Below are 25,795 nucleotides of genomic sequence, written 5' to 3'. Positions count from 1 at the left end.
TCAGGCCTTTCCTGCTGCGCGTCCGGCAATGAAGCGGATGCGATAATGAATAAGTGTGTCGCAAGCGAGCACGAAGAAAAGGATCATGCCCTGAAACACGCGCGCGGATTTTTCGGATATGCCGATGGAAACCTGTGCAGCCTCGCCGCCCAGATAAGAAAGTGCCAGCACGAAACCTGCTGCAATTGCACCAATGGGGTTGAGCCTGCCAAGGAAGGCGACGATGATGGCCGTAAAGCCATACCCGGGCGAGATGACTGGACGAAGCTGGCCTATAGCGCCCGATGTTTCAGCAATACCCGCGAGACCTGCCAGCGCGCCCGAAACAGCAAAGACAAAAAAGACAAGCTTGCCACGACTAAAGCCAGCAAAGCGCCCTGCCCGAGGGCTTTGGCCTATGACCTTGATCTCAAAGCCTTTCAGCGTTTTGGCAAGCAAAAACCAAACGACGATTGCGGCAACAATTGCAAAAATGAAACCCCAATGCGCGCGTCCAGATGCACTCCAGATTTCTGGCAGCACGGCGCTTGCATTAAACTGACGCGTTTCCGGGAAATTATAGCCTTCCGGGTTGCGCCAAGGGCCACGTACCAGCCAATCGAGAAAAAGCTGCGCCACATAAACGAGCATCAGACTGGTCAGGATTTCATTGGTGTTAAAGCGGACTTTCAGCAGTGCAGGAATGGACGCATAGGCAGCACCGCCCGCCATGCCCATCAACATCATCAACGGCAGCACAATCCACATCTGAAGATCGGGAAACATGACGGGCAAAATCGAGCCAGTCACTGCGCCAATGATCAACTGGCCTTCCGCACCGATATTCCAGTTATTGGACTGAAAGCAGACACAAAGACCCACTGCAATGAGAATAAGCGGTGTAGCCTTCACCAGCAATTCATGCCACGACCAGATATCAAACAACGGTTCGACAAAGAAAACGTAGAGCGCATGAAGCGGATCTTTGCCCATCAGCGCAAAGGCAATACCACCAAAAACCAACGTCAGCGCCAAAGCGAGCAAAGGTGAGATGGCACTAAAGATCTTCGATGGCTGCGGGCGTTTTACGAGTTCAATACGCATCACGCTGCCCCCGCCTGATCTGTACCGGAAACGCCGCCCATCAAAAGGCCGATCTTTTCCAATGTTACATCTGCGATTGGCATCGGGTCGGAAAGCGCGCCATGATTCATGACAACAATACGGTCACTGATTTCAAGCAGTTCATCTAGATCCTGACTAATCACGAGCACTGCTGAACCAGAGCGTGCGAGATCAACAAGCGCTTGGCGGATATGCGCCGCTGCACCGGCATCCACCCCCCATGTCGGCTGATTGACAACCATCACCGATGGAGCGCGATCCAGCTCGCGTCCGATAATAAACTTCTGCAAATTACCGCCGGACAAGGCTGAAGCTGGCGGGTTTTCTGCGCTCTTGCGGACATCCATTGTTTTGATGATGCGCTGTGCAGCCGACCGCAAAGCGCTTTCAGCAATAAGCTTCAGCTTGCCACCGCGCATGAAGGCCTTGGCATCGGTTTTATAACGCGAAAGGAAGAGATTATCCGTCAATGAGAGAGCCGGAACAGCACCATGTCCCAACCGTTCTTCTGGCACAAAGGCAGCGCCCATCATTCGGCGGTCGCTAATGCCAAGCTTGCCTGCATCCGTGCCGCGAATGCGCACCGCTGATGCGGATGTTTGCAGAACCTCACCGGAAATGGCTTCAAAAAACTCGCCCTGCCCGTTGCCAGCAACACCTGCAATGCCGACAACTTCCCCAGCTTGAATGCCAAGCGAAATATTGTTGAGTGCAGTTGAGAAAGGGCCACGCGGCGCTTGCGACAGATTTCTCATCTCAAAAAGCGGTGACGCTTGTTGTTCAACAGCTTCAATCGGGCTGCGTGCGACGACTTTAATATCATTGCCAACCATCATACGCGCCAGCGATGCAGCCGTTTCCTGCCTCGGATCGCAATGTGCAACAACCTTGCCATGACGCAGCACAGTGGCGCGATCACAAAGCCGCTTCACCTCTTCAAGGCGATGGCTGATGTAAAGGATCGACTTACCTTCAGCCTTCAAGCGGTCAAGAGTTTCAAACAGGCGGTCAGCTTCCTGCGGAGTGAGAACCGATGTCGGTTCATCAAGAATGATCAAATCCGGTTCCTGCAACAGGCAACGAACAATCTCAATGCGCTGACGCTCGCCAACCGACAGATCGCCCACATGGGCTTGTGGATCGATTGGAAGACCGTAGGCCTGCCCCACATCGCGGGCACGTTTTGCCACTTCAGAAAGCGACAGGGAACCATCAAGCGAAAGCGCAATGTTCTCGGCAGCAGTGAGCGAGTCAAAAAGGGAAAAATGCTGGAAAACCATACCGATGCCAAGCTGCCTTGCCATTGCGGGTTCGGTAATCGTAACGCGCTCACCCTTCCAGACGATTTCGCCTTCCAGAGGTTGCAGCGCACCAAACAGCATTTTTACAAAGGTTGATTTGCCTGCACCATTCTCACCCAGAAGCGCATGAATTTCACCTTCCGCGATAACGAGATCAACGGCGTCACAGGCCCGAAGCTGACCAAATACTTTGGTGAGCCGGCGGACATCTAAAAGAGGTCGGTCGGTTGAAGGCGCTGACATTATTCCCCGAGCTTATTTTTGGATAACCTTATCCAGCAAGGTCACACTTGAAAAGCTAAAAAGAAAACGGCGGAGGACATATGCACACCGCCGTTATGTTTCCCGATTGTATTCAGACCTATGGAAGCAAGATGCTCGCACCGGTGGTTTTACGTGCTTCGAGGTCTTCATGAGCCTTGCGAACGTCTTTCAACGCATAAGACTGGTTGATTTCGATCTTCACAGCACCGCGTGAGACAACATCAAAAAGATCATTCGCTGTTTTTTCCAGATCAGCGCGCTTTGCAACATAATTGAACAAAGTCGGACGCGTTACAAAAAGCGAGCCTTTTTGCGCAAGCAGATTAAGATCAAACGGCGGAATAACCCCGGATGATTGGCCAAAGCACGCAAACATACCAAGCGGCTTCAAAACATTAAGCGACCCCATATAGGTATCACGACCAACAGAGTCATAGACGACGTCCACGCCGTCACCACCCGTCAGTTCTTTGACGCGTTCGACAAAGTTTTCAGTACGGTAATTAATCACATGGTCATAGCCATGCGCTTTAGCCAGCGCGACTTTTTCCTCGGAACCTGCTGTTCCAATAACGGTTGCACCAAGGTGTTTGGCCCACTGACCAGCAATTAGCCCTACGCCACCGGCTGCCGCGTGAAAGAGAATTGTATTCCCCGGCTTCACAACAAACGTCTGGCGCAAAAGATACTGCGCCGTCATGCCTTTCAGCATCATTGCGGCAGCAGTTTTTAGTTCGATGCCATCCGGCACTTTAACGAGCCTGTCGGCTGGCAGAATGCGCTCATCAGCATAAGAACCCGGTGTCGCCGCATAAGCAACGCGATCACCCAATTTGAGATTTTCAACGCCGGAGCCAACGGCCACAACAATGCCCGCACCTTCATTACCGGGAATGAATGGCATCTGCGCCGCCTTATAAAGTCCGGTGCGGAAATAGACATCAATGAAATTCAGACCAATCGCCTGATGGCGCACCTTAACTTCGCCAGCGCCCGGTTCACCGATTTCGATCTTCTCATACTGCAGAACTTCCGGGCCACCTGTCTGGTGCACGCGAATTGCATTGATCATGATGCTTCTCCGGTCTTTGCTTTCATTGCATTGGCAGCCTGTTCAGCCGCAATCACCGTAGCCGTTCGGCCAAGATTAGGGAAAAACTGCATGATTGCACCGATGAAATAGATGTAAAGACCTGTCACGGTGATACCGACCCGCACCCAAAGCGGCGCATCGAGCATATAATAAAGGCCAGCCGCACCGAATGCACACCATAGCAAGAAGATCGAAAGGTTGAGCGGGCGAAGACGCACCACGCGCACCGGATGCAAGAAGCTGATTGGCAGGAATGAAAGAATTGCCGACAGAACAACGATAGCAAAGGCTTCCCATTCGCCCGGACGAACAATGAACAGCGTAAACACCACCATATTCCAGACTACCGGGAAACCCTTGAAGAAGTTTTCCTTGGTCTTCATGCCCGTATCGGCATAGTAAATCGCGCTGGTGATGACGATGATCGCGCCTGATATGAAGGACAGGTTAGTCCCCATAAACCCGCTTTGATAAAGCGCGAAGGCCGGTATCAAAACATAAGTCACATAGTCGATGATGTTATCAAGCAGTTCGCCTGACCAGTTGGGCAGCACATATTTGACTTCGAGTTTGCGGGCGATTGGTCCGTCAATGCCGTCGACGAACAGCGCCAGTCCCAACCACCACCACATTGCAGTGTAGCGACCGTCACTCGCAGCGACGATAGACAAAAAAGCAAGAAATGAACCCGATGCGGTGAGCAGGTGCACAGAAAATGCTTTCGCCTGAGGCGCTGTCACTTTCTTAGCTTTTAATTTTCCGGTCAGTTTGCTTCTCACGTCGCTCGCCATTTCTCTTGATCGCCATCCCACGCGCTAAAAACAGCATTGGGAGGCAGATAAGACTTTCGGGCACCAAGCCATCGAAAGCCATACTCTGTTAAAAAAGCTTTCCCCGAATAAGGTCAAAAGCGCAAGTAAGTCATGAGACAAAACCGCCCTCATTCCACCAAAGATTGGGTTTTAGTGGTTGCGGCAATGGCGTTTGACCATCACTTACGATTAAATGAACACAAATACGATGCGATAAGAATCGCTTTGGACCGGAGTTTTGTCGGTCAGGGATAGAGCATTATGAATGATGTGATTGTAGATAAGCCCCTCACTGAAATCACGATCAGCGGCGGTGGTCCTGCCGGAATGATGGCGGCGATCGCACTTAGCGCCAAAGGTTATCGCACAGCATTGCTCGGCCCGGAAACAGACATTCACGACCGCCGTACAACAGCGCTTATGATGCCGGCCATCCGCTTTCTCGAAGAAATCGGCGTGTGGGAAGATATTGCCCCAGTCGCTGCTCCCCTCGCATCAATGCGTATCGTTGATGCCACAAAGCGGCTTATCCGCAGCCCAACTGTGACGTTCCGTGCAGGTGAAATTGATGAAGTCGCATTCGGCTATAATATCCCCAATGCTGCCCTGAACCAGAAGCTCTCTGACGCCGTTGCGAGAAATGCGAACATCACGCGGATAACGAACACGGCGATTGAATATCGTAACAACGACGATCACATAACCATCACGCTTGCAGGTGGCGATACACTGCATACGCGTTTGGTCGTGGCCGCTGATGGACGAAATTCAGCAGCGCGGGAAGCAGCAGATATTCGCACCCGTCGCTGGAGCTATCCGCAGACAGCGGTCGTGCTTTCCTTCGCACATGAGATCGAACACGAGAATATTTCGACCGAGTTTCATACCGAAGAAGGACCATTCACACAGGTTCCGCTCAAAGGTAAACGCTCAAGTCTCGTCTGGGTCGTCAACCCTGAGCGGGCAGATTATTTGCTTGCGCTAAATGAGAGCATCCTTGCTCAACATATTGAAGACATGATGCAATTCATGCTTGGCAAGATCACAATTGATGTTCAACCGCAAGCGTGGCCGCTATCAGGTATGGTGCCTTTATCATTCGCAGCCAAGCGCACAATTCTGATCGGTGAAGCAGCCCATGTCTTTCCGCCTATCGGCGCGCAAGGACTTAATCTCGGAACGCGTGATGTAGAAATGCTCGTTAAAGCCATTGCAAGCAATCCTTCTGACCCCGGTTCAGATCGTGTGATCCGCGCTTATGATCGTGGCCGCCGCCCTGATATTCTGGCACGCACTGGTTCAGTCGATGCGCTGAACCGCTCGCTATTGTCATCAATGTTGCCAGCACAGATTGCTCGCGGTGTGGGGTTGGAGATGTTGCGTTCGTTTGCACCGCTTCGTGCGTTCTTCATGCGCGAAGGTTTACGGCCCGGTAGCGGATTTTCCAGGTTTCTACCGCAGTTTCCGAAACTATCTGATCGCGGAAGCCAAGTAAAAAAGTAGCCAATCGCGTTAAAATTCGATCCTGAAATCTCCCGCAGCTTTATTTTTGTGAGCGGTGAACTACATATGTCTTATGAGTATGGCACAGATAAAACACGCTAAGTTTCAGATCGGACAGGTCGTTAAACATCGTCTGTTTCCCTTCCGCGGGATCATTTTCGACGTTGATCCTGAATTTGCGAACACGGAAGAATGGTACGAATCCATTCCAGAAGAAACGCGTCCGCACCGCGATCAGCCATTCTATCATTTGCTGGCAGAAAACTCGGAGTCCGAGTATACGGCCTATGTTTCTGAGCAAAATCTTGTGCCAGACTTTAGTGATGAACCTCTGCGTCATCCGCAAATTGGCGAAATGTTTGATAAGCTCGAAAATGGCTCTTATCGCGTCAAGCTTCACGCAAACTGAGACATATAAAAACTGACAAACCAAAAAGGGCGCTTGAAGCGCCCTTTTTTTAATTCTCGCATATAGCGCTGCTTAGTTAGCTGCGCCTTTTGCCTTGGCCTGTTCAGCCTTCATCTTTTCTTCGAATTCCTTCTGGCGCTTTGCAACAGCGTCCTGAAGTTCCTTTTGGCGTTCTTCAAGTTCAGACTGCTTAAGGCCTGGACCAGTAAGCGCTGCCGAGAAACCGGTCAATGCAACAGGAATCGGGTTCTGCTTGTTCTGGTAGTTAACCGAAGTCAGCGTAACCTTGGTGCCCTTCTTAAGAGCATTGATCAGCTCGTCCGAAAGCGGTGCTTCGGCAATGCAGCGATCTGGGAAGCAAATGCCATATTCAAGCTTCGTTGGCTTGGCATTGTCGATCTGAAGACCAACCCCCGCAGGAATCAAGCGACCGATTGGAACGGTAACCTGAAAAATCTTGCGGTTAATCTTACCCTTAATCTCGATGAGGTTGACAGCGGTCAGCAACTGGCCGGAGTCAGCAGTGATAATGTTCTGCGTGTTGCAGATGTCATTGTCTTCCTGCTTCGAGCAAACTTTGAACCAGCCCTGTGGCGGCTGCTGCTGTGCGGCTGCAGGCATCGTCGCAGAAGCAAGCAGGGCGAACGCGCCGGCAAATGCGGATGCGGCAGCGATTGTCTTCGTGCTGGTCATGATCAACAGTTTCCTTCCAAGGCTTTGATCTTCCGGTCTCTGGTTTGAGTCAGCGATAGACCGTCACTGATTTGAAAATGCGGCAACAGCGTGACCTCTGGAATTTATCATCCCAATCCGAGGGCCGTGTTACAACGACTTCACACATGAATCCAGATGGTCGTATGCAATCAAAGAGCAAAATACGACATATTTTTTGTTTTAATCTGCACTGTCACGCGCCAGACACGCTCTTAATCCGCACAAGTTCAACGTTCATGCTAATTTCGCCATACGAATCAAATGTAAGTTCTCACGCTTATTTACAATGAACCAATTAAGTTGAACGAGGACGCGAGAAAGTTGACTGAATTGTTTGCTCTTTTCCGCACCACAGCTTTGGCAAGCCTGATCGGCATTTTTACAGCGTCGGCTCCCACGCATGCAGAAACCAATTCCGCGCCAGATTATGCACTTTCAATGCATGGTGATGTGGCCCTGCCCGCTGACTTCACTCATTTCCCATACGCCAACCCCGATGCACCAAAAGGCGGGACGCTCAGAATGGGCGTTGTTGGCACTTTCGATAGCCTCAATCCATTTGTGCTGAAAAGCATGCGCACGACAGCTCGCGGCTTGTTTGGCGATCAGGACTTTGGCAATCTTGTCTATGAAACGCTTATGCAGCGATCCCGCGATGAGCCCTTCACCCTTTATGGATTACTGGCTGAAAAAGTCGCGATTGATCCGGAGCGCAAATGGGTTGAGTTTACACTAAACCCAAAAGCAAAATGGTCTGATGGCGAGCCTGTCACTGTGGATGATGTGCTCTTCACCTATGACATTCTGACTGAAAAAGGCCGCCCGCCGTTTAACAATCGCATGAGCCGCATCGACAAGATCGAAAAGACCGGTGAACGCTCGGTGCGATTTAACTTTAACGAGCAATCTGATCGTGAATTTCCGATGCTGATTGCCGGGACAATGCCAGTTCTGCCAAAGCACGCAATTGATCCGGCTACCTTTGGCAATTCCACGCTTAAGCCACCGGTTGGCAGCGGGCCGTATATTGTATCGAGCGTACAGCCCGGCCAGCGGATTATCTACAAGCAGAACCCTGACTATTGGGCCAAAGAACTACCTGTTCGTCGGGGCTTCGATAATTTTGATACATTCAGTATCGAATATTATCGCAATGAAACTGCGTTGTTTGAGTCTTTCAAAAAGGGACTTCTTGACGTTTTCATCGAAGCAAACCCAACACGCTGGGAAAAATCCTATAATTTCCCCGCAGTGACACAGGGAAAAATCGTCAAAGAAAACTTTGAAAAAGGCACACCCGCAAACATGCTGGGATTTGTTTTCAACACGCGACGCCCAGTGTTTGAAGATCCACGTGTCAGACAGGCACTCGGACTACTGTTTGATTTCGAATGGGCTAACCGAAATCTTTTTGCCGACCAGTACAAGCGTTTGCAGAGTTTCTGGGAAGGCTCTGAACTGTCGTCCATTGGAAAACCCGCCGATGCGCGAGAGCGTGAACTGCTCGCAGCTTTTCCAAAAGCGGTGCGCCAAGACGTCATGGAAGGCGCTTGGCATCCGTCTACCACCGATGGAACAGGACATGATCGGGGGCCAGCCAAACAAGCTTATGAGCTTCTAACGGAAGCTGGCTTTTCATTCGAGCACGGCAAGGCAATCGACCCATCCGGCAAGCCTTTGCAGTTTGAAATCATGACACGTTCGCCAGATGAAGAAAAAGTAGCGCTGGCCTATAAGCGCAATCTCGCGCGTCTCGGTATTGATGTCGAGATCAGGAGCGCCGACGATGCACAATACCAGCAGCGGCTGCAAACCTTCGACTATGACATGATCCTTGGGGCCTTAACCGGCTCGCTATCTCCCGGCAATGAGCAATGGCAGCGCTGGGGCTCGGCATCGCGTGATGCACAGGGAAGCTTCAACTACCCGGGCGTTGCAGATCCAGCAGTGGATACCATGATCGAAGCCATGCTTGCAGCGCGTGAGCGGGCAGATTTTGTCAGTGCCGTACGCGCACTCGACCGTATTCTGATATCCGGAAATTATTACATTCCACTGTATTATCTGCCTTATCAGTGGGTTGCGCGTTGGGACCAGATCGGTCATCCGGAAAAGACCTCACTCTACGGTTATCAATTGCCGACATGGTGGAAACTCACTCCCTGATACCGGTTGAACGCATTATAATTCACCCTACATTTTAAAAGTAAAATCTATGCAAGCGGGAGCGCTGTAATCCCGCTTGTCGAATGGAGCACCTTATGACCGGAAGAAAAATCACCATCGACGTTGTGTCTGATGTCGTCTGCCCTTGGTGTTTCGTAGGCAAGAAACGACTTGAACAGGCACTTGAATTAGCGCCCGAAGTCGATGCTGAAGTGCGCTGGCGTCCTTATCAGCTCGACCCAGCAATCCCTGCACAAGGCAAGGATCGTCAGGCCTATATGCGCGAAAAGTTTGGTACCGGTTCTAAGATTGACGATATTCACAAGCAGCTTGTGGAGCTAGGCGAAGAAAACGACATCGTTTTTGATTTTGAAGCGATTAGTCGCGCGCCCAACACGCTTGATGCGCATCGCCTAATTCATTGGGCGGCACAGGCTGGCCCAGGATTGCAAGACAAGCTCGTGGGCAGACTGTTCTCACTCTATTTCGAGCAAGGACAGGATATAGGCGATCACGATGTTCTCGTAGATGCCGCTGCAAGCATCGGCATGGAAGCGCCAATCGTTGCTCGCCTTCTGCAAAGCGATGCCGATAAAGATGCGATCCGCGAGGAAATTGACACGGCAAACCGCATCGGCGTGCGTGGCGTACCTTGCTTCATCATCGACCAGAAATATGCAGTTATGGGCGCACAATCAGCTTCGGCATTGGCCGATGCCATCAGACAGACAGCGGAAGGCTTTGAACCTGGCATTTCCGAAGATCGCTGACACCCGAATAAGCAACTAAAAAGCCCGCGCATTCATTGGGATGCGCGGGCTTTTTTCTTTAAAAATCAAGCGAATGCTTACATACTCTCATCAGACACCCGAACCAGAGTCCAGCATGGTTGCTCGGCAAATTCAAATTCCATATATTCGCCATTGTCGGTGCCTTTGATAACGACAATCTTATTGCCGTTCTCGCCATCCTTGTACTCAGCCTGCCGTTTTCTTCCAGCCAGCGTTTCCACATCTGGCATCACCGGCCATTCGACATCCGCAAGCGGAACTTCTGTGCTCACCTTCTTTGGCTCTGGATCAGCTTCCATATCCAGGCTCTCGAAGATGACGGTCTTTGCGGTATTGGCTTCCTGAATCGAAATATCATGGCTGAAAGTTTTGACAAAATTCTCAATCGTCTCAACCTTACAATTGGGCGTCGTCAAAGCGAAAGCCGATTGAGACACAAATACGAGTGCAGCAGCGGTGCAGGAAACGCGCAAAGCATTCTTTAGCATCAAAGTTCTCTCCGTTTAAACTTCAGAGCCGGGGAATGGCTCGGAACCCTCAGTGTTTAATAGCGAACTGTTTAGCTGCCGCTAGCAATCTTTGCCAGCTGTGTCATGATGACAGCCGAGCCATTCAAACGCTTTTCAGGCGTAGCCCAATCGCGAATAAAGACGATGCTCTGATCTGGCCTGATCTTGGCCATTGAGCCGTGTTCGCCGATCATCTTCACCAGTCCAACTGGATTATTGAACGTTTTATTGCGGAACTGAATAACGACGCCCTTTGGACCAGCATCGAGCTTTTCGACATTGGCGCGGCGGCACAAGGCTTTGATATAAACGATCTTGAGTAGATGCTGTACTTCTTCCGGCATTGGACCGAAACGGTCGATCAACTCCGCGCCAAATGCATCAATTTCCTGTGGTTCGGCAAGATCGGCAAGACGACGATACAGTCCCAGACGCAATTGCAGATCCGGCACATAGGCTTCCGGAATCATCACAGCCGTACCTATGGCAATCTGTGGCGACCACTGGCTATCTTCAACTTCAAATGTACCCTTGAGCGTGGCAACGGCTTCTTCCAGCATCTGCTGATAAAGCTCAAAGCCCACTTCCTTGATATGTCCGGATTGCTCCTGCCCCAGCAGATTACCCGCGCCGCGAATGTCCATATCGTGGCTTGCAAGCTGGAAACCTGCGCCAAGCGTATCAAGCGATTGCATCACTTTCAGGCGACGTTCAGCTGTCGTGGTCAGCGTGCGTCCGGCAGGCAACGTAAACAGCGCGAATGCACGCTGTTTCGAGCGACCGACGCGACCGCGAAGCTGATAAAGCTGTGATAGGCCAAACATATCAGCGCGATGCACGATCATCGTGTTGGCCGTCGGAATATCGAGCCCGGATTCCACAATCGTCGTGGACAACAACACGTCATATTGCCCGTCATAAAACGCATTCATGATGTCATCGAGCATACCCGGCGCCATCTGACCATGCGCGACAGCGACTTTCAGCTCTGGAACGTGCTGTTTAAGGAACTCTTCGATCTCGCCCAAATCAGCAACGCGCGGGCAGACATAGAAACTCTGACCACCGCGATAGCGCTCGCGCAGCAGCGTTTCGCGGATCACGAGAGGATCAAACGGAGAAATGAACGTCCGTACAGCCATGCGATCAACCGGCGGCGTAGCAATGAGCGAAAGCTCTCGAACGCCTGTCAGAGCCAGTTGCAATGTGCGCGGTATTGGCGTGGCCGAAAGTGTGAGAACGTGAATATCCGACTTCAACTCCTTGAGCCGTTCCTTATGCTTCACACCAAAATGCTGCTCTTCATCAATGATAAGCAGACCAAGATTTTTGATCTTGATCGAACTTCCAAGCAGTGCGTGGGTTCCGATGACAATATCGACAGTACCGTCTTCCAGCCCCTTTTTGGTGGCTGCAAGCTCCTTAGTGCTAACAAGCCGCGATGCGTGCGCCACATTGACCGGCAGCCCATGGAAGCGCTTGGAAAATGTCTTGAAATGCTGGCGTGACAGCAGCGTTGTTGGGACAACGACCGCCACCTGAAAGCCACTCAAGGCTGCAACAAAAGCCGCGCGCAGTGCCACTTCCGTCTTACCGAAACCAACATCACCACAAATAAGGCGATCCATCGGCTTTCCTGCGCCTAGATCATCCATAATAGCATCGATTGCTCGCTGCTGGTCTTCGGTTTCATCATAAGGGAAACGCGCAGCAAACTCTGCGTAAACTCCTTCTGGCGGAACCATAGCAGGCGCACCACGCATCTGACGTTCGGCGGCAATCTGAATCAGATGGCCAGCAATTTCAAGCAAGCGCTTCTTAAGCTTGGCCTTGCGCATCTGCCATGCGCCGCCGCCAAGCTTGTCTAAAGTTGCTTCTGAGCCTTCCGAGCCAAAGCGAGACAGGAGCTCGATATTTTCAACGGGCAGGAAAAGCCGGTCATCGCCAGCGTAGTGAATTTCAAGACAATCATGCGGAGCACCGGCTGCTGTGATGGTCTTAAGGCCAATGAAGCGTCCGATACCGTGATCGACATGAACGACAAGATCACCAGCTGAGAGCGACGCGACTTCCGAAATGAAATCCTGATCGCGCTTGCGGCGTTTCGAGCGCCGTACAAGACGGTCGCCCAAAATATCCTGCTCGGCCACAACAACCAGATCGCCCGCATCAAAGCCACTTTCAACGGCCAGCACCGCCGCCGTGATCTTGTCACGTGACAACGCCTTGACCATTGAGAGCCGGTCAACCGTCTCGATCTTCTCAAGGCCATGCTCGTCCAGCACCTGCAAAAGACGATCAAGCGAGCCTTCCGACCACGCCGCCACAAGCACTTTTTTGCCTGACGCGCGCAGATCGGCGATGTATTTTACCGCCTGTTCAAATACGTTTACATCGGTTGCAGCGCGCTCCTCAGCAAAGCTGCGGCCTTTATGAACATCCGCGTGAACAATCGTACGACCAGATACTTCAGGCACATCAAATGGCGTCAGGTCTATACGCTGACCGCGGCTTACTGCAATCGCTTCAACATCTTTTGGTGTGAGATAAAGCGCTTCCGGTTTGACTGGCTTATAAGGCACGGCATCACTGCCCGGCTCTTTACCTTCAGCCTGTCTCAACCGAGATTCATAATGGTCGACGACCATCGTGTGACGCTCAGTAAGCGCTTCATGCACCAGATGATCGAAGACCACCGGCATGTCGCCTGCATGGTCAAACACTGTTTCGAGATTGTCGTAGAACAGCGGCAACCAATGTTCCATGCCGGCAAAGCGACGGCCTTCACTGATCGCTTGATAAAGCGCGTCATCACGTTGCGGCGCACCAAACATCGCCACATAATTTTTGCGGAAACGGCTGATCATATCCGGCGAGAGCGAAATTTCGCTCATCGGCTGTAGCACGAACTCCTTGCGTGCGCCGGTAGTGCGCTGCGATGCCGGATCAAAAGCACGGATTGTCTCTAGCGTATCACCAAAGAAATCAAGCCGCAGCGGTTCTTCGGATCCCGGTGCATAAAGATCGAGAATGCCGCCACGAACCGCATATTCACCAATGTCACGCACGGTCGAAACACGTTCGAAACCATTGCGTTCCAGCCGCGCGCTCAGATCATTCATATTGAGCTGATTGCCGGGGCGCGCAGAAATCACCTGCTCGGCGATTGCGGCCTGCGGTGGCAGTTTTTGCAGAATTGCGTTTGCCGTTGTGATGATAACGGCCGGATGCGGCGACGTTTTAAGCGAAGCCAATGCACCCAGTGCAGCTAAGCGACGCGCGCTTGTATCCGCACCCGGCGAAACACGATCATAGGGCAGACAGTCCCAGGCAGGCAGATGGAGAACCGGCAAATCCGGTGAAACGAAATTCAGAACCTGCTCGAGATCGGCAATGCGCTGACCATCACGCACAATATACAAAACAGGCCCGCGTTCACCAATCTCCTCGACCAGTCGCGCAAGACAAAAGGCTTCGAAACCATCGGCAACGCCGTCGATAACGATATTCTTGCCATTTTTAACGCCTGAGCTGGCTTTAAGACCGAGTTTGCTGAATACGGGCATGGGACTTATTCTCAGAATTCTATGCGGTCACGGAATGCGATAATGTCTCGGAACAACGGCGTATCATGCTCTTCAGGCGTAGGGCTTTCGCCTGTTACCCACTTCAAGAGATCGCGATCAAGCACTTCAAGAAGCTGTTCAAACTCTTCAAGTTCAGCATCGGTGAAAGCTGGAAGATACTGATCGGCATATTGCCCAAGGATCAAATCCATCTCGCGCATACCGCGATGCCATGCGCGAAACAGAAGCTTGCGACGCCTTACATCAAGATTTCCTGCCGCAAGTGTGCTGCCAGTCATTGTTTGAGCGCTCCATTAACAAATATGTTGCCGGTATATAGCATCTCAGGCGCAAGTGGGAACCCGTTTCCGCAATAAGAACAAAAATAGTACAAAACTATTTCAAAGGCTTGCACAGAAAAGCAAAGCAGTTAATGCTCCCGCCATGCGCCCGTCTGTCCTTGATCCGTTTTTCGCTTCCGTCCGCTCGCTTTCCGGCATTGGCCCGAAGGTGTCAGCTTTGCTTAGTAAACTTTTGGGCACAGATGTACCCGGTGCTGAGCCTAAAGTGGGCCAGCTTCTGTTTTTGCCGCCGCACAGCGTGATCGACCGACGCAATCGCCCCGGCATCGCTTTTGCACAGGAAGGTGCGATTGTTACGCTCGAAGTTAAGGTCGATCAGCATCAGCCTGCACCGCGCGGGAAAGCCAATGTTCCGCATCGTGTGATCGCGCATGATGATACCGGCGAAATCGTCCTCACCTTTTTCCATGCGCAATTGCCATGGCTTGAAAAGACGTTGCCAGAAGGTGAAACCGTCATCGTTTCAGGCAAGGTCGAATGGTTTAACGGACGCGCTTCAATGGTGCATCCCGATTATATTGCGAGCCTTGAAGATGCAGCCAATCTACCAATGGTCGAGCCGGTCTATCCACTGACGGCCGGGCTTTCTTCCAAAACACTTGGTCGCGCGATGAAAGAAGCGCTGAGCCGCGTTCCGGTTCTGCCTGAATGGATTGATGGGCCGTTGATTGCGCGGGAGCGGTTTTCGCCATTCAAAGATGCTCTCGATACGATGCATCTGCCGGAAGACCCAAGCGATATAGCGCTCGAAAGCATTACGCGCCGCAGACTGGCCTATGACGAGTTTCTGGCAGGCCAACTCGCATTAGCAATGGTGCGCTCCAAAACACGCCGACTTTCCGGCCGTCCGCTGGAAGGCAACGGGCGCATAGCGGCAGAAATTATGCGCCACCTGCCCTATAAGCTGACGAAAGGTCAGGATCAGGCGGTTCGCGAGATCATCACCGACCTCAAATCACCAGAGCGTATGTTGCGGCTTTTGCAAGGCGATGTGGGTTCCGGTAAAACGGTGGTTGGCCTTTTATCAATGGCACATGCCGCAGAGTCCGGCGGGCAATCTGCCCTGATGGCTCCCACAGAAGTTCTGGCACGACAGCATTTTGCAACGATTGCCCCGTTGGCTGAAAAGGTTGGTTTGAAAGTAGCCCTGCTTACTGGTCGCGATAAGGGCAAAGAACGCACTGCCACACTTGAAGGTCTGAAAAGCGGTGAGATAAATATTATCATCGGCACACATGCGCTTTTTCAGGAGAAAGTCGAATATCACGATCTGGTCTTCGTTATCATCGATGAGCAGCATCGCTTTGGTGTGCATCAGCGTTTGATGCTGACAGCTAAAGGCACCGCGCCTGATATGCTGGTTATGACGGCAACGCCGATCCCGCGTACACTTGTTCTGACGGCCTTTGGCGATATGGATGTATCCAAGCTTACAGAAAAGCCCGCCGGGCGTCAGCCGATCACCACCGCAATTCTGCCAATGGAGCGGATGAACGAACTGGTTGAACGTATTCGAAAAGCAATACATGAAGGGCAGAAAATCTACTGGATTTGCCCACTTGTGGAAGAATCCGAACTTGTCGAACTGACTTCTGCCGAAGAACGTTTTGAATCACTGAAGCCCGTCTTCGGTAACAAGATTGGCCTCATTCATGGCCGGATGAGTGGTGCTGAGAAAGACGAAGCTATGCGTGCTTTCAAGCAGGGCGAAACACGCCTTCTTGTTGCTACGACTGTTATTGAGGTTGGCGTCGACGTGCCCGATGCAACCATTATCGTCATCGAACATGCGGAACGCTTCGGCCTCTCGCAATTGCATCAGTTGCGCGGACGTGTCGGGCGTGGCGACAAGCCATCCACATGTCTGCTGCTTTATAAAGGCCCGCTTGGTGAAATCGGACAGGCACGTCTCAAGGTGATGCGCGAAACCGAAGATGGCTTCCGCATTGCTGAAGAAGACCTGAAACTGCGCGGCGAAGGCGAATTGCTCGGCACCCGTCAATCAGGCACTCCAGGCTTCCGGCTTGCTTCGATTGAAGCGCATGGTGACCTTCTGGAAATTTCGCGAAAAGATGCGCGTTATATTCTGGCGAGCGATCCTGATCTTGAAAGCGAACGCGGTCAGGCTTTGCGGGTGCTGCTCTATCTCTTCGGACGCGATGAGGCGATCCGTCTGCTCCGGGCAGGATAACATAATGGCCGCATCGCTGCGGCCATTTTCATTTTACTCTACAGTCACCGATTTCGCTAGATTGCGTGGCTGATCGACGTCAGTCCCCATCAACAATGCTGTGTGATAGGCCAGCATCTGGATTGGCAGAGCATAAACCAGCGGCGTTATGAATTCCGGCACATCTGGCAGAACGATTGTCGCCATCGTATCGATGCTAGCAGATGCAGCACCCTTCTTATCGGTGATGAGAATGATACGACCACCGCGTGCAGCCACTTCCTGCATATTGGAAACGGTCTTCTCATAAAGACGATCAGAAGGTGCAATGACAATAACCGGCATGGTCTCGTCAATGAGCGCAATCGGGCCGTGCTTGAGTTCACCAGCCGCATAGCCTTCAGCGTGGATATAGGAAATTTCCTTGAGCTTCAGCGCGCCTTCCATAGCCAGCGGGAAGGATGTTCCGCGACCAAGATAAAGCACATGATTAACCTTGGAAAGTTCATGGCAGACTGCTGCAATCTGGTCTTCAAGCTTAAGAACCTGATTGATGAAACGCGGAGCTTCAGAAAGCTGACGCACCAGTTCCTGCTCACGCTTGTCATCAATCGCACCGCGTGCTTTTGCAGCAGCAATAACAAGCGATGCCATCGTGGAAAGCTGGCAGGTGAATGCCTTGGTCGATGCAACACCAATTTCAGGGCCAGCAAGCGTTGGGAAAACGGCATCCGATTCACGCGCAATAGTCGAGCCCGTGACATTGACCACAGAAGCAATCTTCAGGCCCTGTGACTTACAATAACGCAGCGAAGCAAGCGTATCAGCCGTTTCACCAGACTGCGAAACGAACATTGCGAGCGAGTCTTTTGAAAGCGGCATTTCGCGATAGCGGAATTCCGAAGCGATATCGCTGTCGACTGGCAAACGTGCGATCTGCTCAAACCAGTATTTTCCAACCGAAGCTGCATAAAACGCTGTGCCGCAGGCAGAAATCGTCAAACGATCAATCTTGCTGAAATCAATACTGACTGCTTCCTGACGCACTTTGCCAGTGGTGAAGTCGAGATAATTGGCGAGCGTATGCGAAATAACTTCCGGCTGCTCGAACATCTCTTTCTGCATGAAGTGGCGATGGTTGCCCTTCGAGACCAGCATATTGGCCGTCTGCGACTTCTGGATTGCGCGCTCAACCTCCACATTGTTCTCGTCATAGACGGTCACGCCCTTGCGGGTCAGCACGGCCCAATCGCCATCTTCGAGATAGGCAATGGTGTCGGTGAACGGCGAGAGCGCGATAGCGTCAGAGCCAAGGAACATTTCGCCGTCGCCATAGCCAACGGCCAATGGTGGTCCCTGACGCGCACCAATCAGGGTTTCTTCGTCGCCTTCAAACAGGAAAGCGAGCGCAAAAGCGCCCTGTAACAAAGGCAGGCAATCGCGCACAGCTTCAACCGGCGATTTGCCCTTATTCAGTTCGCGCGTCACGAGATGCGCAACTGCCTCAGTATCGGTTTCTGTCTCGAACTTGTAACCTTCAGCAGAAAGCATAGCCCGCAGTTCAGCAAAGTTTTCAATGATACCGTTGTGCACAACGGCCAGACGTGACGTGATATGAGGATGCGCATTACGCTCAACCGGTTTACCGTGTGTGGCCCAACGCGTATGGCCGATGCCAATCACGCCAGGAAGCGGCTCACCTGCAAGGCGCTTTTCCAGATTGACCAGTTTGCCTTCCGCGCGACGGCGATCAAGCTTTCCATCCAGCAGCGTAGCAATACCAGCGGAATCATAGCCGCGATATTCAAGCCGCTTCAGCGCATCAACCAGACGCGGTGCAACTTCGTCATTGCCGATGATGCCGATAATTCCACACATAGAGTGCTCCAAATCCAAGATTCACGCATATAGCTGCGATTTAAAACTTATAAAGCAGAACGGCAACCCAAAGGATTGCCGCTATTGTCATCCAATAGTCTTTTATTTCTTCGCCGTTTTAGCCGCTTTGATGGCAGCGTACTTCTCACGCAGCAGCTTTCCACGACCTTCTTTCGTTTCCTGGCGCGCACGACCAAAAGCCAAAGCGTCGGCAGGAACGTCATCTGTGATCGTGCTACCCGAAGCAATATAAGCATTGTTGCCAATTGATACCGGCGCAACAAGCGAGCTATTTGAACCGATAAACGCGTTTTCACCGATCACGGTCTTGTATTTGTTATAGCCATCGTAATTGCAGGTAATCGTGCCTGCACCGATATTGCTCGACGCACCAACCATCGCATCACCAATATAGGTAAGATGGTTGATCTTGGCGCCCTTGCCGACTTCTGCGTTTTTCACTTCGCAGAAATTGCCGACTTTTGACTTTTCACCAAGATTTGCACCCGGACGCAAACGCGCAAACGGCCCAATCTCAGCATTCAAACCGATCTTTGCGCCTTCAATATGCGAAAAAGCATGGATCATCGCGCCCGATGCGACATGAACTTTCGGGCCGAAAAACACATTCGGTTCGATAACAACATCTGCTTCGACCAGCGTGTCATGCGAGAAAAAGACAGTTTCAGGCGCAATCAGCGTCACACCTGCCAGCATCATCTCCTGACGCTTGCGGTTCTGCCAGATGTTTTCCGCAACAGAAAGCTCTGCGCGATTGTTGATGCCAATCACATTATCGACCGGCACTTCAATCGCCACGACGTTCAAACCTTTGCCATGTGCAAGGCCAACGATGTCAGTGAGATAATATTCGCCCTTGGCGTTTTTGTTATCAACCGCATCGAGCAATGCAAGCGCATGATCGCCGCGAACGGCCATCAGTCCGCCATTGCAGAAGCCAATTTTCTTCTGCTCGTCGGTCGCTTCTTTTTCCTCGATGATTGCGGTGAGCTTGCCGCCTTCTTCGATCAAGCGACCATAGCCATGCGAGCTTTCAGGGCGGAATCCGATAACGACAACATCTGCGCCGTCCACAAGCTTATTGCGTGCGGCCTGCAAAGAATGCGCTTCAATCAGCGGCGTATCGCCAAAGACAATCAGCAAATCATCATACCCGCGTTCAATCGCTTCGCGGGCCGCCAGAACAGCGTGCGCCGTACCAAGCCGTTCTTTCTGCTCGAACGCAGAAACAGCATCGGCAACTTTTTCGACAGCTCCGCGCACTTCATCCGCTCCGCGTCCGACAACCAGCGCTACGTCGCTCTTACCGGTTCCCTGCACGGCTTTGACCACATGAGAGACCAGCGGCAGGCCTGCCACCTGATGCAGAACTTTTGGCAGGTTCGACTTCATGCGTGTGCCTTCGCCAGCGGCAAGCACGATGGAAAGGCAGGTACGGTCTGTCATGGTATCGTCCAGAATGATTGATGGCTTCTCTGCTCAATAGCATCAAAGCGTATATGGAAGCTTACAGCGCGTTATCCAAGTCTGCCCAATGCGGGGAAGGTTTCAAGCAGCCAGAACGAGAAAGACTGCATTCCGCCTGTTAAGAAAAGGACACCAGCCGCGATTAAAAGAACGCCCATCGCTTTCTCGACTTTGCCAAGATGCACACGGAAGCGCGACAAAAACCGCATGAATGCGCCAGAAAAAAGAGCGGCAATCAAAAACGGAATACCAAGGCCGAGTGAGTAGACTGCCAGCAGTGCTGCGCCCTCGCCGACGGTACTACTGCCACCTGCTAGAGTGAGGATCGGGCCTAGTACCGGACCGATGCATGGTGTCCAGCCAAAGGCAAAGGCCAGACCCATAACGTATGCGCCCAGCGGCGTTGCAGGTGCGCTGCGTGCCTGAAAGCGCGCTTCTCGCGACAGGAATGAAAAGCGAAGAACACCGAGGAAGTTAAGGCCCATCAGTATAATGACAACGCCTGCAACCATTGCGATTTCCTGCTGCCACATGCGCAGGAATGCACCAATCGATGATGCACCAGCACCAAGCGCAACAAAAACAGTGGTGAAGCCGAGAACAAAGCAAATGGCAGCAAACGCAAGCGAGCGGCGCTGGCTCGGGGCCGCGGCGGCTCGCGCTTCTTTTTCAGCGCGAAAATCTTCAACGCTCACCCCTGCCATATAACAAAGATATGGCGGAACCAGCGGCAAAACACAGGGCGAAAGAAATGACAGTGCACCTGCCCCGGCCGCCGTTAAATAAGAAACACTAAGCACTAAAACCTCTTTATATCAGACCGGATGTTTGTTATCTCAAACATACAAACAGCTCTAGTCATTTGTTTTTGAACAAAGTCCGGCAGGGTTTATAAAAATCTCTCAATTTATCTAAAAACTTTTGTACTCACGCTAATTCATTCAGCCCTATAGACCAACTTCGGCATTAGTTTGAATATTTTCAATGCGGCATCTCGTTCGAACACAAGTTCGCCCTAAATCAGGATCATTTGCCAGATTTTAGATTGCTCCAGACTGGACAACGCTCCGATGAGCTTAATTGACGATGAAGAACCTTCTTTAACACCGCCACCCGCCAAAAGATCTTTCGCGTGGCTAAGACGTTACCAACACTTTCTGTTTCCGATAGCTGGCATCGCAATCGCGCTGCTCGCAATCTATGTTCTTGGTAATCTGCTTCAGAACACGTCGCGTAAAGAAACACTTGATGCATTCCATGAAATGCCATGGACCATCATCGGCCTCGCGGTCCTGTTTACGATGCTCAGCTATGCAGCAGTCGCCCTTTACGACGTCGTTGCAGTGGACACCATTGCCCCAAATCAGATTCCGCGCCGCATTGCTGCCGTCGCGGGTGCTGCAGGCTATGCGATATCTAATGCTATCGGCTTTTCGCTGCTGACGGGCGGTGCACTTCGTTACCGTATTTATGCAGCCGAAGGTATTAGCCTTGCTGACATTGGCAAGATCGTTGGCACTTCATGGTTTGCAATCTGGTTTGCGCTCATCATCATGGTGGGCGCAGCCCTCCTGATTGATCCGCAGGATGTTCCGTGGATTTCGACCATTGATGCCCGTATTGATATCGTCGCGGGAGTTATTATTCTCGCTGGCATCGCCTGGCTGATCTACTGGCTTTCCCATGGACAACGTACGTTGCGCATCGGATCGCTTAGTCTGCGCTTGCCAAATTCAAAGGGCGCGATCACACAAATCCTTGCTGGCCTTGTCGACGTTGGTGCAGCAGCCGCAACGCTTTACGTTCTGATGCCACAGGACGCCGTGCCAAGCTTTGCAGTCTTCTCACTCGTCTATGTGATTGCGATTGTTCTTGGTATTGCGAGCCATGCTCCGGGTGGCCTTGGTGCCTTTGAAGCGACCATCATCGCCGGTTTGGGCATTGGCGATAATCCGCAGGCGATTGCCGGTTTGCTGGCCTATCGGGTCATCTACACGGTCATGCCGCTTGTGGTCTCGACAATTGGCCTGCTCATCTGGGAAGCTATGCGCCGCAGGCAAATGCTTGGGCGGCAAGCCAAGTTTGCCAAGCGCCTTGTCGAGCCGCTGATACCGGGGCTTTCCGCCAGCATCATCTTCCTTGGCGGCATTATACTGCTTGTTTCGGGCGCAACACCCGATATGCGCTATCGCGTCAAAATCTTGTCAGGCGTTGTTCCAGAGTTTTTTGTCGAGACTTCTCACCTTGCGGCAAGTCTTGTTGGCGTCGCTCTGCTCATCGTCGCGCGTGGCTTGTTCAAACGGCTGGAGCGCGCATGGATTGCGGCCATCGTCCTTCTGCTGTTTGGTGCCGTTTTCTCAATTGCAAAAGGTCTCGACTGGGAAGAAGCAAGCATTCTTTGTGTCTTCGCACTTGCTCTATGGGGGTTCCGGGATTCCTTCTATCGGCGTCCGATTTCCGGTCCCTTTGAACTGAGCTGGAGTTGGGTTGCCTCGGTCGGAACGACAGTGATCGTCTCGACATGGCTCGGCTTTTTTGTTTATCGCCATGTCGAATATTCCAACAATCTATGGTGGGATTTCGCGTGGAACGATAACGCGCCGCGCTTTTTGCGCGCAACGGTTCTGGTCTTCGCGGTTGTCGCAGCATTTGGTCTGCACTCCATCATCAACCGTCATAGCCAACGTAAGCGCAAACGCGATTATTCAATCCCCGACGCCGTTCCAACGCTCGTTGCGCAATGCCCGCACACCGATGCGGCACTCGCTATGTTGGGTGACAAGCAATTTTTGTTGGCACCAGATGACAGCGCCTTCATCATGTATGCACAATCCGGTGGAAGTCTGATTGCCTTGGGCGAACCGATAGGCACAGCGCAAAGCGGCAAAGACCTCGCATGGGCATTCCATAGTCTTGCCGACAAAATGGCGCTTCGCACAGTGTTTTACGGAGTTGGTCCGCAAAGCCTACCGCTATTTCTTGATATGGGGCTTGTCGCCCTGAAGCTTGGCGAAGTTGCACGTGTGAACCTTGCAGACTTTTCTCTGGAAGGTCCACGCAGGCAACCTTTCCGTTATGCGGATCGTAAGGTTGAAAAGGACGGCCTGACTTTTGAAGTCATCGACGTAAAAGATGTACCGCCACTTGTGCCACGCCTGCGCGAAATCTCTGACGCATGGCTGGACCATAAGTCTGGCAGCGAAAAAGGTTTCTCGCTAGGCTATTTCGACGATGATTATATGCAGCGTTTCGATGTTGCCGTTATCAAAAAAGACGGTGAAATTGTCGCCTTTGCCAATCTTTGGCGCGGAGCCGACAAATACGAAATCACCGTCGATCTCATGCGTTACATGCCGAACGTGCATAAGTTGCTGATGGACGCACTTTTTGCCAAACTGCTCATGTATAGCAAAGATCAGGGCTACAAATGGTTTAATCTGGGTGCTGCACCACTCTCGGGCCTAAACCGCAGCAGACTGGCGTCACGGTGGAACCGCTTCGGCTCGTTCATCTACCGGCGCGGCGCTGATCTTTATCACTTTGATGGCCTGAAAGCATTCAAGGAAAAATTCGATCCCGTCTGGACACCACATTATATGGTCTGTCCCGGCGGACTTGAAACACCGCGTGCGCTTATCGATGCAACAACCCTGATTAACGGCAGCCCTCTGGAGTTTATCCGCAAATGAAGAAGCGACGCATTCTTTTGACAGTCTTCGGATTGGCGCTGCTTGGTGCAGCAGGTGCTTATGCTGCGATGCATTCGGGCAAGATCGCTCGTTATTGGGCACAGTTCTTCAATGCTGACGAGCCGGTCATCCATGCCAGTGCCGAGCGGCTTTCAAACATTCCTGTCTACATGCCGAAAGGCGATCCAGTTGGGCTTTCGATTTTGCTGAGCGACGAAAACGGCATCGGTGATAATGAACGCAGCTATATGGATGCAATGCTTGCACGCAATATCATCGTGCTTCCGGTCGAACTCGGCCCGTGGCGGGCGGCACTCGATAAGGAAGACGGCGAGTGCAATTATCTCGACTCTGACTTTGAAGCCATTGCCAAAGAAGCCCTACGCGGACTGGATCTGGATGTCTATTTCCATCCAGTCGTAACCGGCATTGGACAGGGCGCTACAATCGCTTATGCCGCTGCATCCGACTCTCCAGATGCAACGATTGCTGGGGCAATTGCTCTCGACCCAACGCCAGCAAAAACCCGTCTGCCTTCTTGCACGGAAGAAGCTCATGCTGTCAAAGCACCGGGCGGTGGCTTCACTTATGAATATGATGCGAAAATGCCTGCATCCACACTTGTGATTGGTCCAGCAGGCTCGCCAGTCAACAATCCGTTGGAAGCACGACAGAAGAAAGTAGCCGTGTTGCAATCCGGGCCAGACTTCGCATCTCGTATGAAAATGGCCGTCGACAATGTGGTTGCCATGGCTGATCAGGATGCCAAAAACGAAGCTTTGCCCATTGTTGACTTGCCAGCGAAAGGCGGAAAAGCTGACATGGTTGCCGTATTTTACTCAGGCGATGGCGGCTGGCGCGATCTCGACAAATCCATTGGTGAATGGCTGCAAGCGAATGGCGTTCACGTTATCGGCGTCGATTCACTCCGCTACTTCTGGTCAGAACGAACGCCCGAAGAAATCGCGTGTGATACAACCGCAATGATCCAGAAAGCCGATCCAACAAATAAACTGCCGGTCACAGTTTTAGGTTATTCGTTTGGTGCGGATACATTCCCCTTCGCTTGGAAATATTTGGATCCAGCCATACAGGACCGCACGAAGATGATTGGCCTTTTAGGCGTCGAAACGACAACGACGTTTCAGGTTTCAATCGAAGGCTGGCTTGGAATGGATGGTGACAAAGATGTTGTACCAGCCATCTCAACCATCCCGCTTGATCGTGTCGTCTGTGTCTATGGTGAGGAAGAAGACGATACAGCTTGCACCGCACCAGAACTTAAAGGCGCAGATCTCATGAAACTCGCTGGCGGCCATCACTTCGATGAAAACTATGAACCAATTGCCGCTGCTCTTTATCAAAAAATGCGATCACATGCGGGCCTGCCACCACGTCCTGCAAGTTAAATAATGGGATCCGAGGTCTGACGATTCTTGTTGGGACTTACAGGGAAGATACTGTCGCTTCTCTAAAAGCTCGGCATCGTTTGGCTTCGGATAACCTCCATACCGTTTTATAGAACGCTATCCCGCATTTGTGCCGTTTGCTCCTGAACGCCTCGATATATTGAGGCGAGACGGACGAGCACTTATTAAAGCTAAGGAATCCATAAAATTAGAGTGAATGGAATTACCTACCTTCTCTAAAATAAAATTGCATTCTTCCTGGTTGGATGCATGATTTTAACTGTAATATTTTTGCTCAATCGAGCCTTAGTACGTGATTCAAAACCCCATTATCGGGCTTTCGCAGTTCACCCAAGAGCCTCTGACAGGCTTCCGTCAACGTGTACGTATTTAATTTTCACCTCGGGTTAGACGAAGCTTACATGCAATTTATTGGCGTATTTTAGCCACCACCACAATCAATTTTAATGTTTTTTGCAAAATTATTGCAAATGATTTGCAAAAGCGATTGAAATTAGGCTATTCGTACTTTATGCAAATGATAATTATTCGCATCTGAAACAAGGG

Annotated in this window: 18 protein-coding genes; 7 read left to right on the top strand and 11 right to left on the bottom strand. The window is 51.7% G+C overall.

What is annotated here, in order from left to right; genetic code table 11:
* The 4 genes from WH356_RS16785 to pcsA all read right to left on the bottom strand — a co-directional run bounded on the left by WH356_RS16785 (position 1) and on the right by pcsA (position 4,553).
* Entirely contained in the window at positions 1-1,083 is a 1,083-nt protein-coding gene (locus tag WH356_RS16785; protein WP_339512812.1) for an ABC transporter permease, read from the bottom strand.
* Complete coding sequence (locus WH356_RS16780) at positions 1,083-2,648, bottom strand: ABC transporter ATP-binding protein (protein WP_339512810.1); 1,566 nt, start codon at positions 2,646-2,648, stop codon at positions 1,083-1,085. Before WH356_RS16780 ends, WH356_RS16785 begins: the two co-directional genes overlap by 1 nt.
* Before the next feature lie 118 nt (positions 2,649-2,766).
* On the bottom strand, positions 2,767-3,741 hold the full coding sequence (locus WH356_RS16775; RefSeq protein ID WP_339512808.1) for a quinone oxidoreductase family protein: 975 nt from the start codon (positions 3,739-3,741) through the stop codon (positions 2,767-2,769).
* Positions 3,738-4,553, bottom strand: coding sequence for a phosphatidylcholine synthase (gene pcsA, locus WH356_RS16770; RefSeq protein ID WP_339512806.1), 816 nt, complete (start codon positions 4,551-4,553; stop codon positions 3,738-3,740). Before pcsA ends, WH356_RS16775 begins: the two co-directional genes overlap by 4 nt.
* 282 nt (positions 4,554-4,835) lie before the next feature.
* Between pcsA and WH356_RS16765 the strand changes: the two genes are divergently transcribed.
* On the top strand, positions 4,836-6,077 hold the full coding sequence (locus WH356_RS16765; protein ID WP_339512804.1) for a UbiH/UbiF family hydroxylase: 1,242 nt from the start codon (positions 4,836-4,838) through the stop codon (positions 6,075-6,077).
* A 73-nt stretch (positions 6,078-6,150) separates the two neighbouring features.
* Complete coding sequence (hspQ, locus tag WH356_RS16760; protein ID WP_339512801.1) at positions 6,151-6,486, top strand: heat shock protein HspQ; 336 nt, start codon at positions 6,151-6,153, stop codon at positions 6,484-6,486.
* A 72-nt stretch (positions 6,487-6,558) separates the two neighbouring features.
* Here the strand turns inward: hspQ and WH356_RS16755 are convergent, their stop codons facing one another.
* Positions 6,559-7,179, bottom strand: coding sequence for an invasion associated locus B family protein (locus WH356_RS16755; protein WP_250042387.1), 621 nt, complete (start codon positions 7,177-7,179; stop codon positions 6,559-6,561).
* Between the two features lie 459 nt (positions 7,180-7,638).
* Here WH356_RS16755 and WH356_RS16750 point away from each other — a divergent pair, with 459 nt between their 5' ends.
* Together WH356_RS16750 and WH356_RS16745 are read left to right on the top strand one after the other, a co-directional pair.
* Entirely contained in the window at positions 7,639-9,366 is a 1,728-nt protein-coding gene (locus WH356_RS16750) for an extracellular solute-binding protein (protein ID WP_339512874.1), read from the top strand.
* Between the two features lie 95 nt (positions 9,367-9,461).
* The gene (locus WH356_RS16745) at positions 9,462-10,136 is read left to right on the top strand and encodes a DsbA family oxidoreductase (protein ID WP_339512799.1); all 675 of its coding nucleotides are present in this window, start codon (positions 9,462-9,464) and stop codon (positions 10,134-10,136) included.
* A gap of 77 nt (positions 10,137-10,213) precedes the next feature.
* Here the strand turns inward: WH356_RS16745 and WH356_RS16740 are convergent, their stop codons facing one another.
* The 3 genes from WH356_RS16740 to WH356_RS16730 form a co-directional block, all read right to left on the bottom strand.
* The gene (locus tag WH356_RS16740; protein WP_339512797.1) at positions 10,214-10,645 is read right to left on the bottom strand and encodes a hypothetical protein; all 432 of its coding nucleotides are present in this window, start codon (positions 10,643-10,645) and stop codon (positions 10,214-10,216) included.
* 71 nt (positions 10,646-10,716) lie between these two features.
* Entirely contained in the window at positions 10,717-14,232 is a 3,516-nt protein-coding gene (gene mfd / locus WH356_RS16735) for a transcription-repair coupling factor (RefSeq protein ID WP_339512795.1), read from the bottom strand.
* An 11-nt stretch (positions 14,233-14,243) separates the two neighbouring features.
* A complete protein-coding gene (locus WH356_RS16730) occupies positions 14,244-14,531 on the bottom strand; it encodes an FAD assembly factor SdhE (RefSeq protein WP_339512793.1) in 288 nt (95 codons plus the stop codon).
* 145 nt (positions 14,532-14,676) lie between these two features.
* Between WH356_RS16730 and recG the strand changes: the two genes are divergently transcribed.
* Positions 14,677-16,785 carry an ATP-dependent DNA helicase RecG gene (recG, locus tag WH356_RS16725; protein WP_421565961.1) on the top strand — a complete coding sequence of 703 codons (2,109 nt, stop codon included), beginning with the start codon at positions 14,677-14,679 and terminating at the stop codon, positions 16,783-16,785.
* Between the two features lie 33 nt (positions 16,786-16,818).
* On the opposite strand, the gene glmS is transcribed toward recG, so the two are convergent.
* From glmS to WH356_RS16710, 3 genes are all read right to left on the bottom strand, one after another.
* Complete coding sequence (gene glmS, locus WH356_RS16720; protein WP_339512789.1) at positions 16,819-18,642, bottom strand: glutamine--fructose-6-phosphate transaminase (isomerizing); 1,824 nt, start codon at positions 18,640-18,642, stop codon at positions 16,819-16,821.
* A gap of 102 nt (positions 18,643-18,744) precedes the next feature.
* Positions 18,745-20,109, bottom strand: coding sequence for a bifunctional UDP-N-acetylglucosamine diphosphorylase/glucosamine-1-phosphate N-acetyltransferase GlmU (gene glmU, locus WH356_RS16715; RefSeq protein WP_339512787.1), 1,365 nt, complete (start codon positions 20,107-20,109; stop codon positions 18,745-18,747).
* A 71-nt stretch (positions 20,110-20,180) separates the two neighbouring features.
* Positions 20,181-20,930: a cytochrome c biogenesis CcdA family protein gene (locus WH356_RS16710; RefSeq protein WP_339512785.1), complete on the bottom strand. Its 750-nt coding sequence runs from the start codon at positions 20,928-20,930 to the stop codon at positions 20,181-20,183.
* A 270-nt stretch (positions 20,931-21,200) separates the two neighbouring features.
* On the opposite strand from WH356_RS16710, the gene mprF reads away from it, so the two are divergent.
* Positions 21,201-23,819 carry a bifunctional lysylphosphatidylglycerol flippase/synthetase MprF gene (mprF, locus tag WH356_RS16705; protein ID WP_339512783.1) on the top strand — a complete coding sequence of 873 codons (2,619 nt, stop codon included), beginning with the start codon at positions 21,201-21,203 and terminating at the stop codon, positions 23,817-23,819.
* On the top strand, positions 23,816-25,228 hold the full coding sequence (locus WH356_RS16700) for a virulence factor family protein (protein WP_339512781.1): 1,413 nt from the start codon (positions 23,816-23,818) through the stop codon (positions 25,226-25,228). The genes mprF and WH356_RS16700 overlap by 4 nt, the downstream gene beginning before the upstream one ends.
* Positions 25,229-25,795: the final 567 nt, after the last annotated feature.

Source organism: Ochrobactrum sp. MYb379, assembly GCF_037479515.1.
In the GTDB taxonomy this organism is placed as follows: Bacteria; Pseudomonadota; Alphaproteobacteria; order Rhizobiales; family Rhizobiaceae; genus Brucella.
Note: the sequence above shows the minus strand (reverse complement) of the source record. Positions and strands in the feature narration are given on the sequence as shown.

Excerpts from the sequence above, each read along its gene's own strand:
- WH356_RS16785 (WP_339512812.1), bottom strand. The coding sequence starts at position 1,083 with ATGCGTATTGAACTCGTAAAACGCCCGCAGCCATCGAAGATCTTTAGT.
- glmU (WP_339512787.1), bottom strand. The coding sequence starts at position 20,109 with ATGACAGACCGTACCTGCCTTTCCATCGTGCTTGCCGCTGGCGAAGGC.
- WH356_RS16745 (WP_339512799.1), top strand. The coding sequence starts at position 9,462 with ATGACCGGAAGAAAAATCACCATCGACGTTGTGTCTGATGTCGTCTGC.
- recG (WP_421565961.1), top strand. The coding sequence starts at position 14,677 with ATGCGCCCGTCTGTCCTTGATCCGTTTTTCGCTTCCGTCCGCTCGCTT.
- WH356_RS16700 (WP_339512781.1), top strand. The coding sequence starts at position 23,816 with ATGAAGAAGCGACGCATTCTTTTGACAGTCTTCGGATTGGCGCTGCTT.
- WH356_RS16755 (WP_250042387.1), bottom strand. The coding sequence starts at position 7,179 with ATGACCAGCACGAAGACAATCGCTGCCGCATCCGCATTTGCCGGCGCG.
- WH356_RS16775 (WP_339512808.1), bottom strand. The coding sequence starts at position 3,741 with ATGATCAATGCAATTCGCGTGCACCAGACAGGTGGCCCGGAAGTTCTG.
- WH356_RS16780 (WP_339512810.1), bottom strand. The coding sequence starts at position 2,648 with ATGTCAGCGCCTTCAACCGACCGACCTCTTTTAGATGTCCGCCGGCTC.
- mfd (WP_339512795.1), bottom strand. The coding sequence starts at position 14,232 with ATGCCCGTATTCAGCAAACTCGGTCTTAAAGCCAGCTCAGGCGTTAAA.
- glmS (WP_339512789.1), bottom strand. The coding sequence starts at position 18,642 with ATGTGTGGAATTATCGGCATCATCGGCAATGACGAAGTTGCACCGCGT.
- WH356_RS16765 (WP_339512804.1), top strand. The coding sequence starts at position 4,836 with ATGAATGATGTGATTGTAGATAAGCCCCTCACTGAAATCACGATCAGC.
- pcsA (WP_339512806.1), bottom strand. The coding sequence starts at position 4,553 with ATGGCGAGCGACGTGAGAAGCAAACTGACCGGAAAATTAAAAGCTAAG.
- WH356_RS16740 (WP_339512797.1), bottom strand. The coding sequence starts at position 10,645 with ATGCTAAAGAATGCTTTGCGCGTTTCCTGCACCGCTGCTGCACTCGTA.
- mprF (WP_339512783.1), top strand. The coding sequence starts at position 21,201 with ATGAGCTTAATTGACGATGAAGAACCTTCTTTAACACCGCCACCCGCC.
- WH356_RS16730 (WP_339512793.1), bottom strand. The coding sequence starts at position 14,531 with ATGACTGGCAGCACACTTGCGGCAGGAAATCTTGATGTAAGGCGTCGC.
- WH356_RS16750 (WP_339512874.1), top strand. The coding sequence starts at position 7,639 with ATGCATGGTGATGTGGCCCTGCCCGCTGACTTCACTCATTTCCCATAC.
- hspQ (WP_339512801.1), top strand. The coding sequence starts at position 6,151 with ATGAGTATGGCACAGATAAAACACGCTAAGTTTCAGATCGGACAGGTC.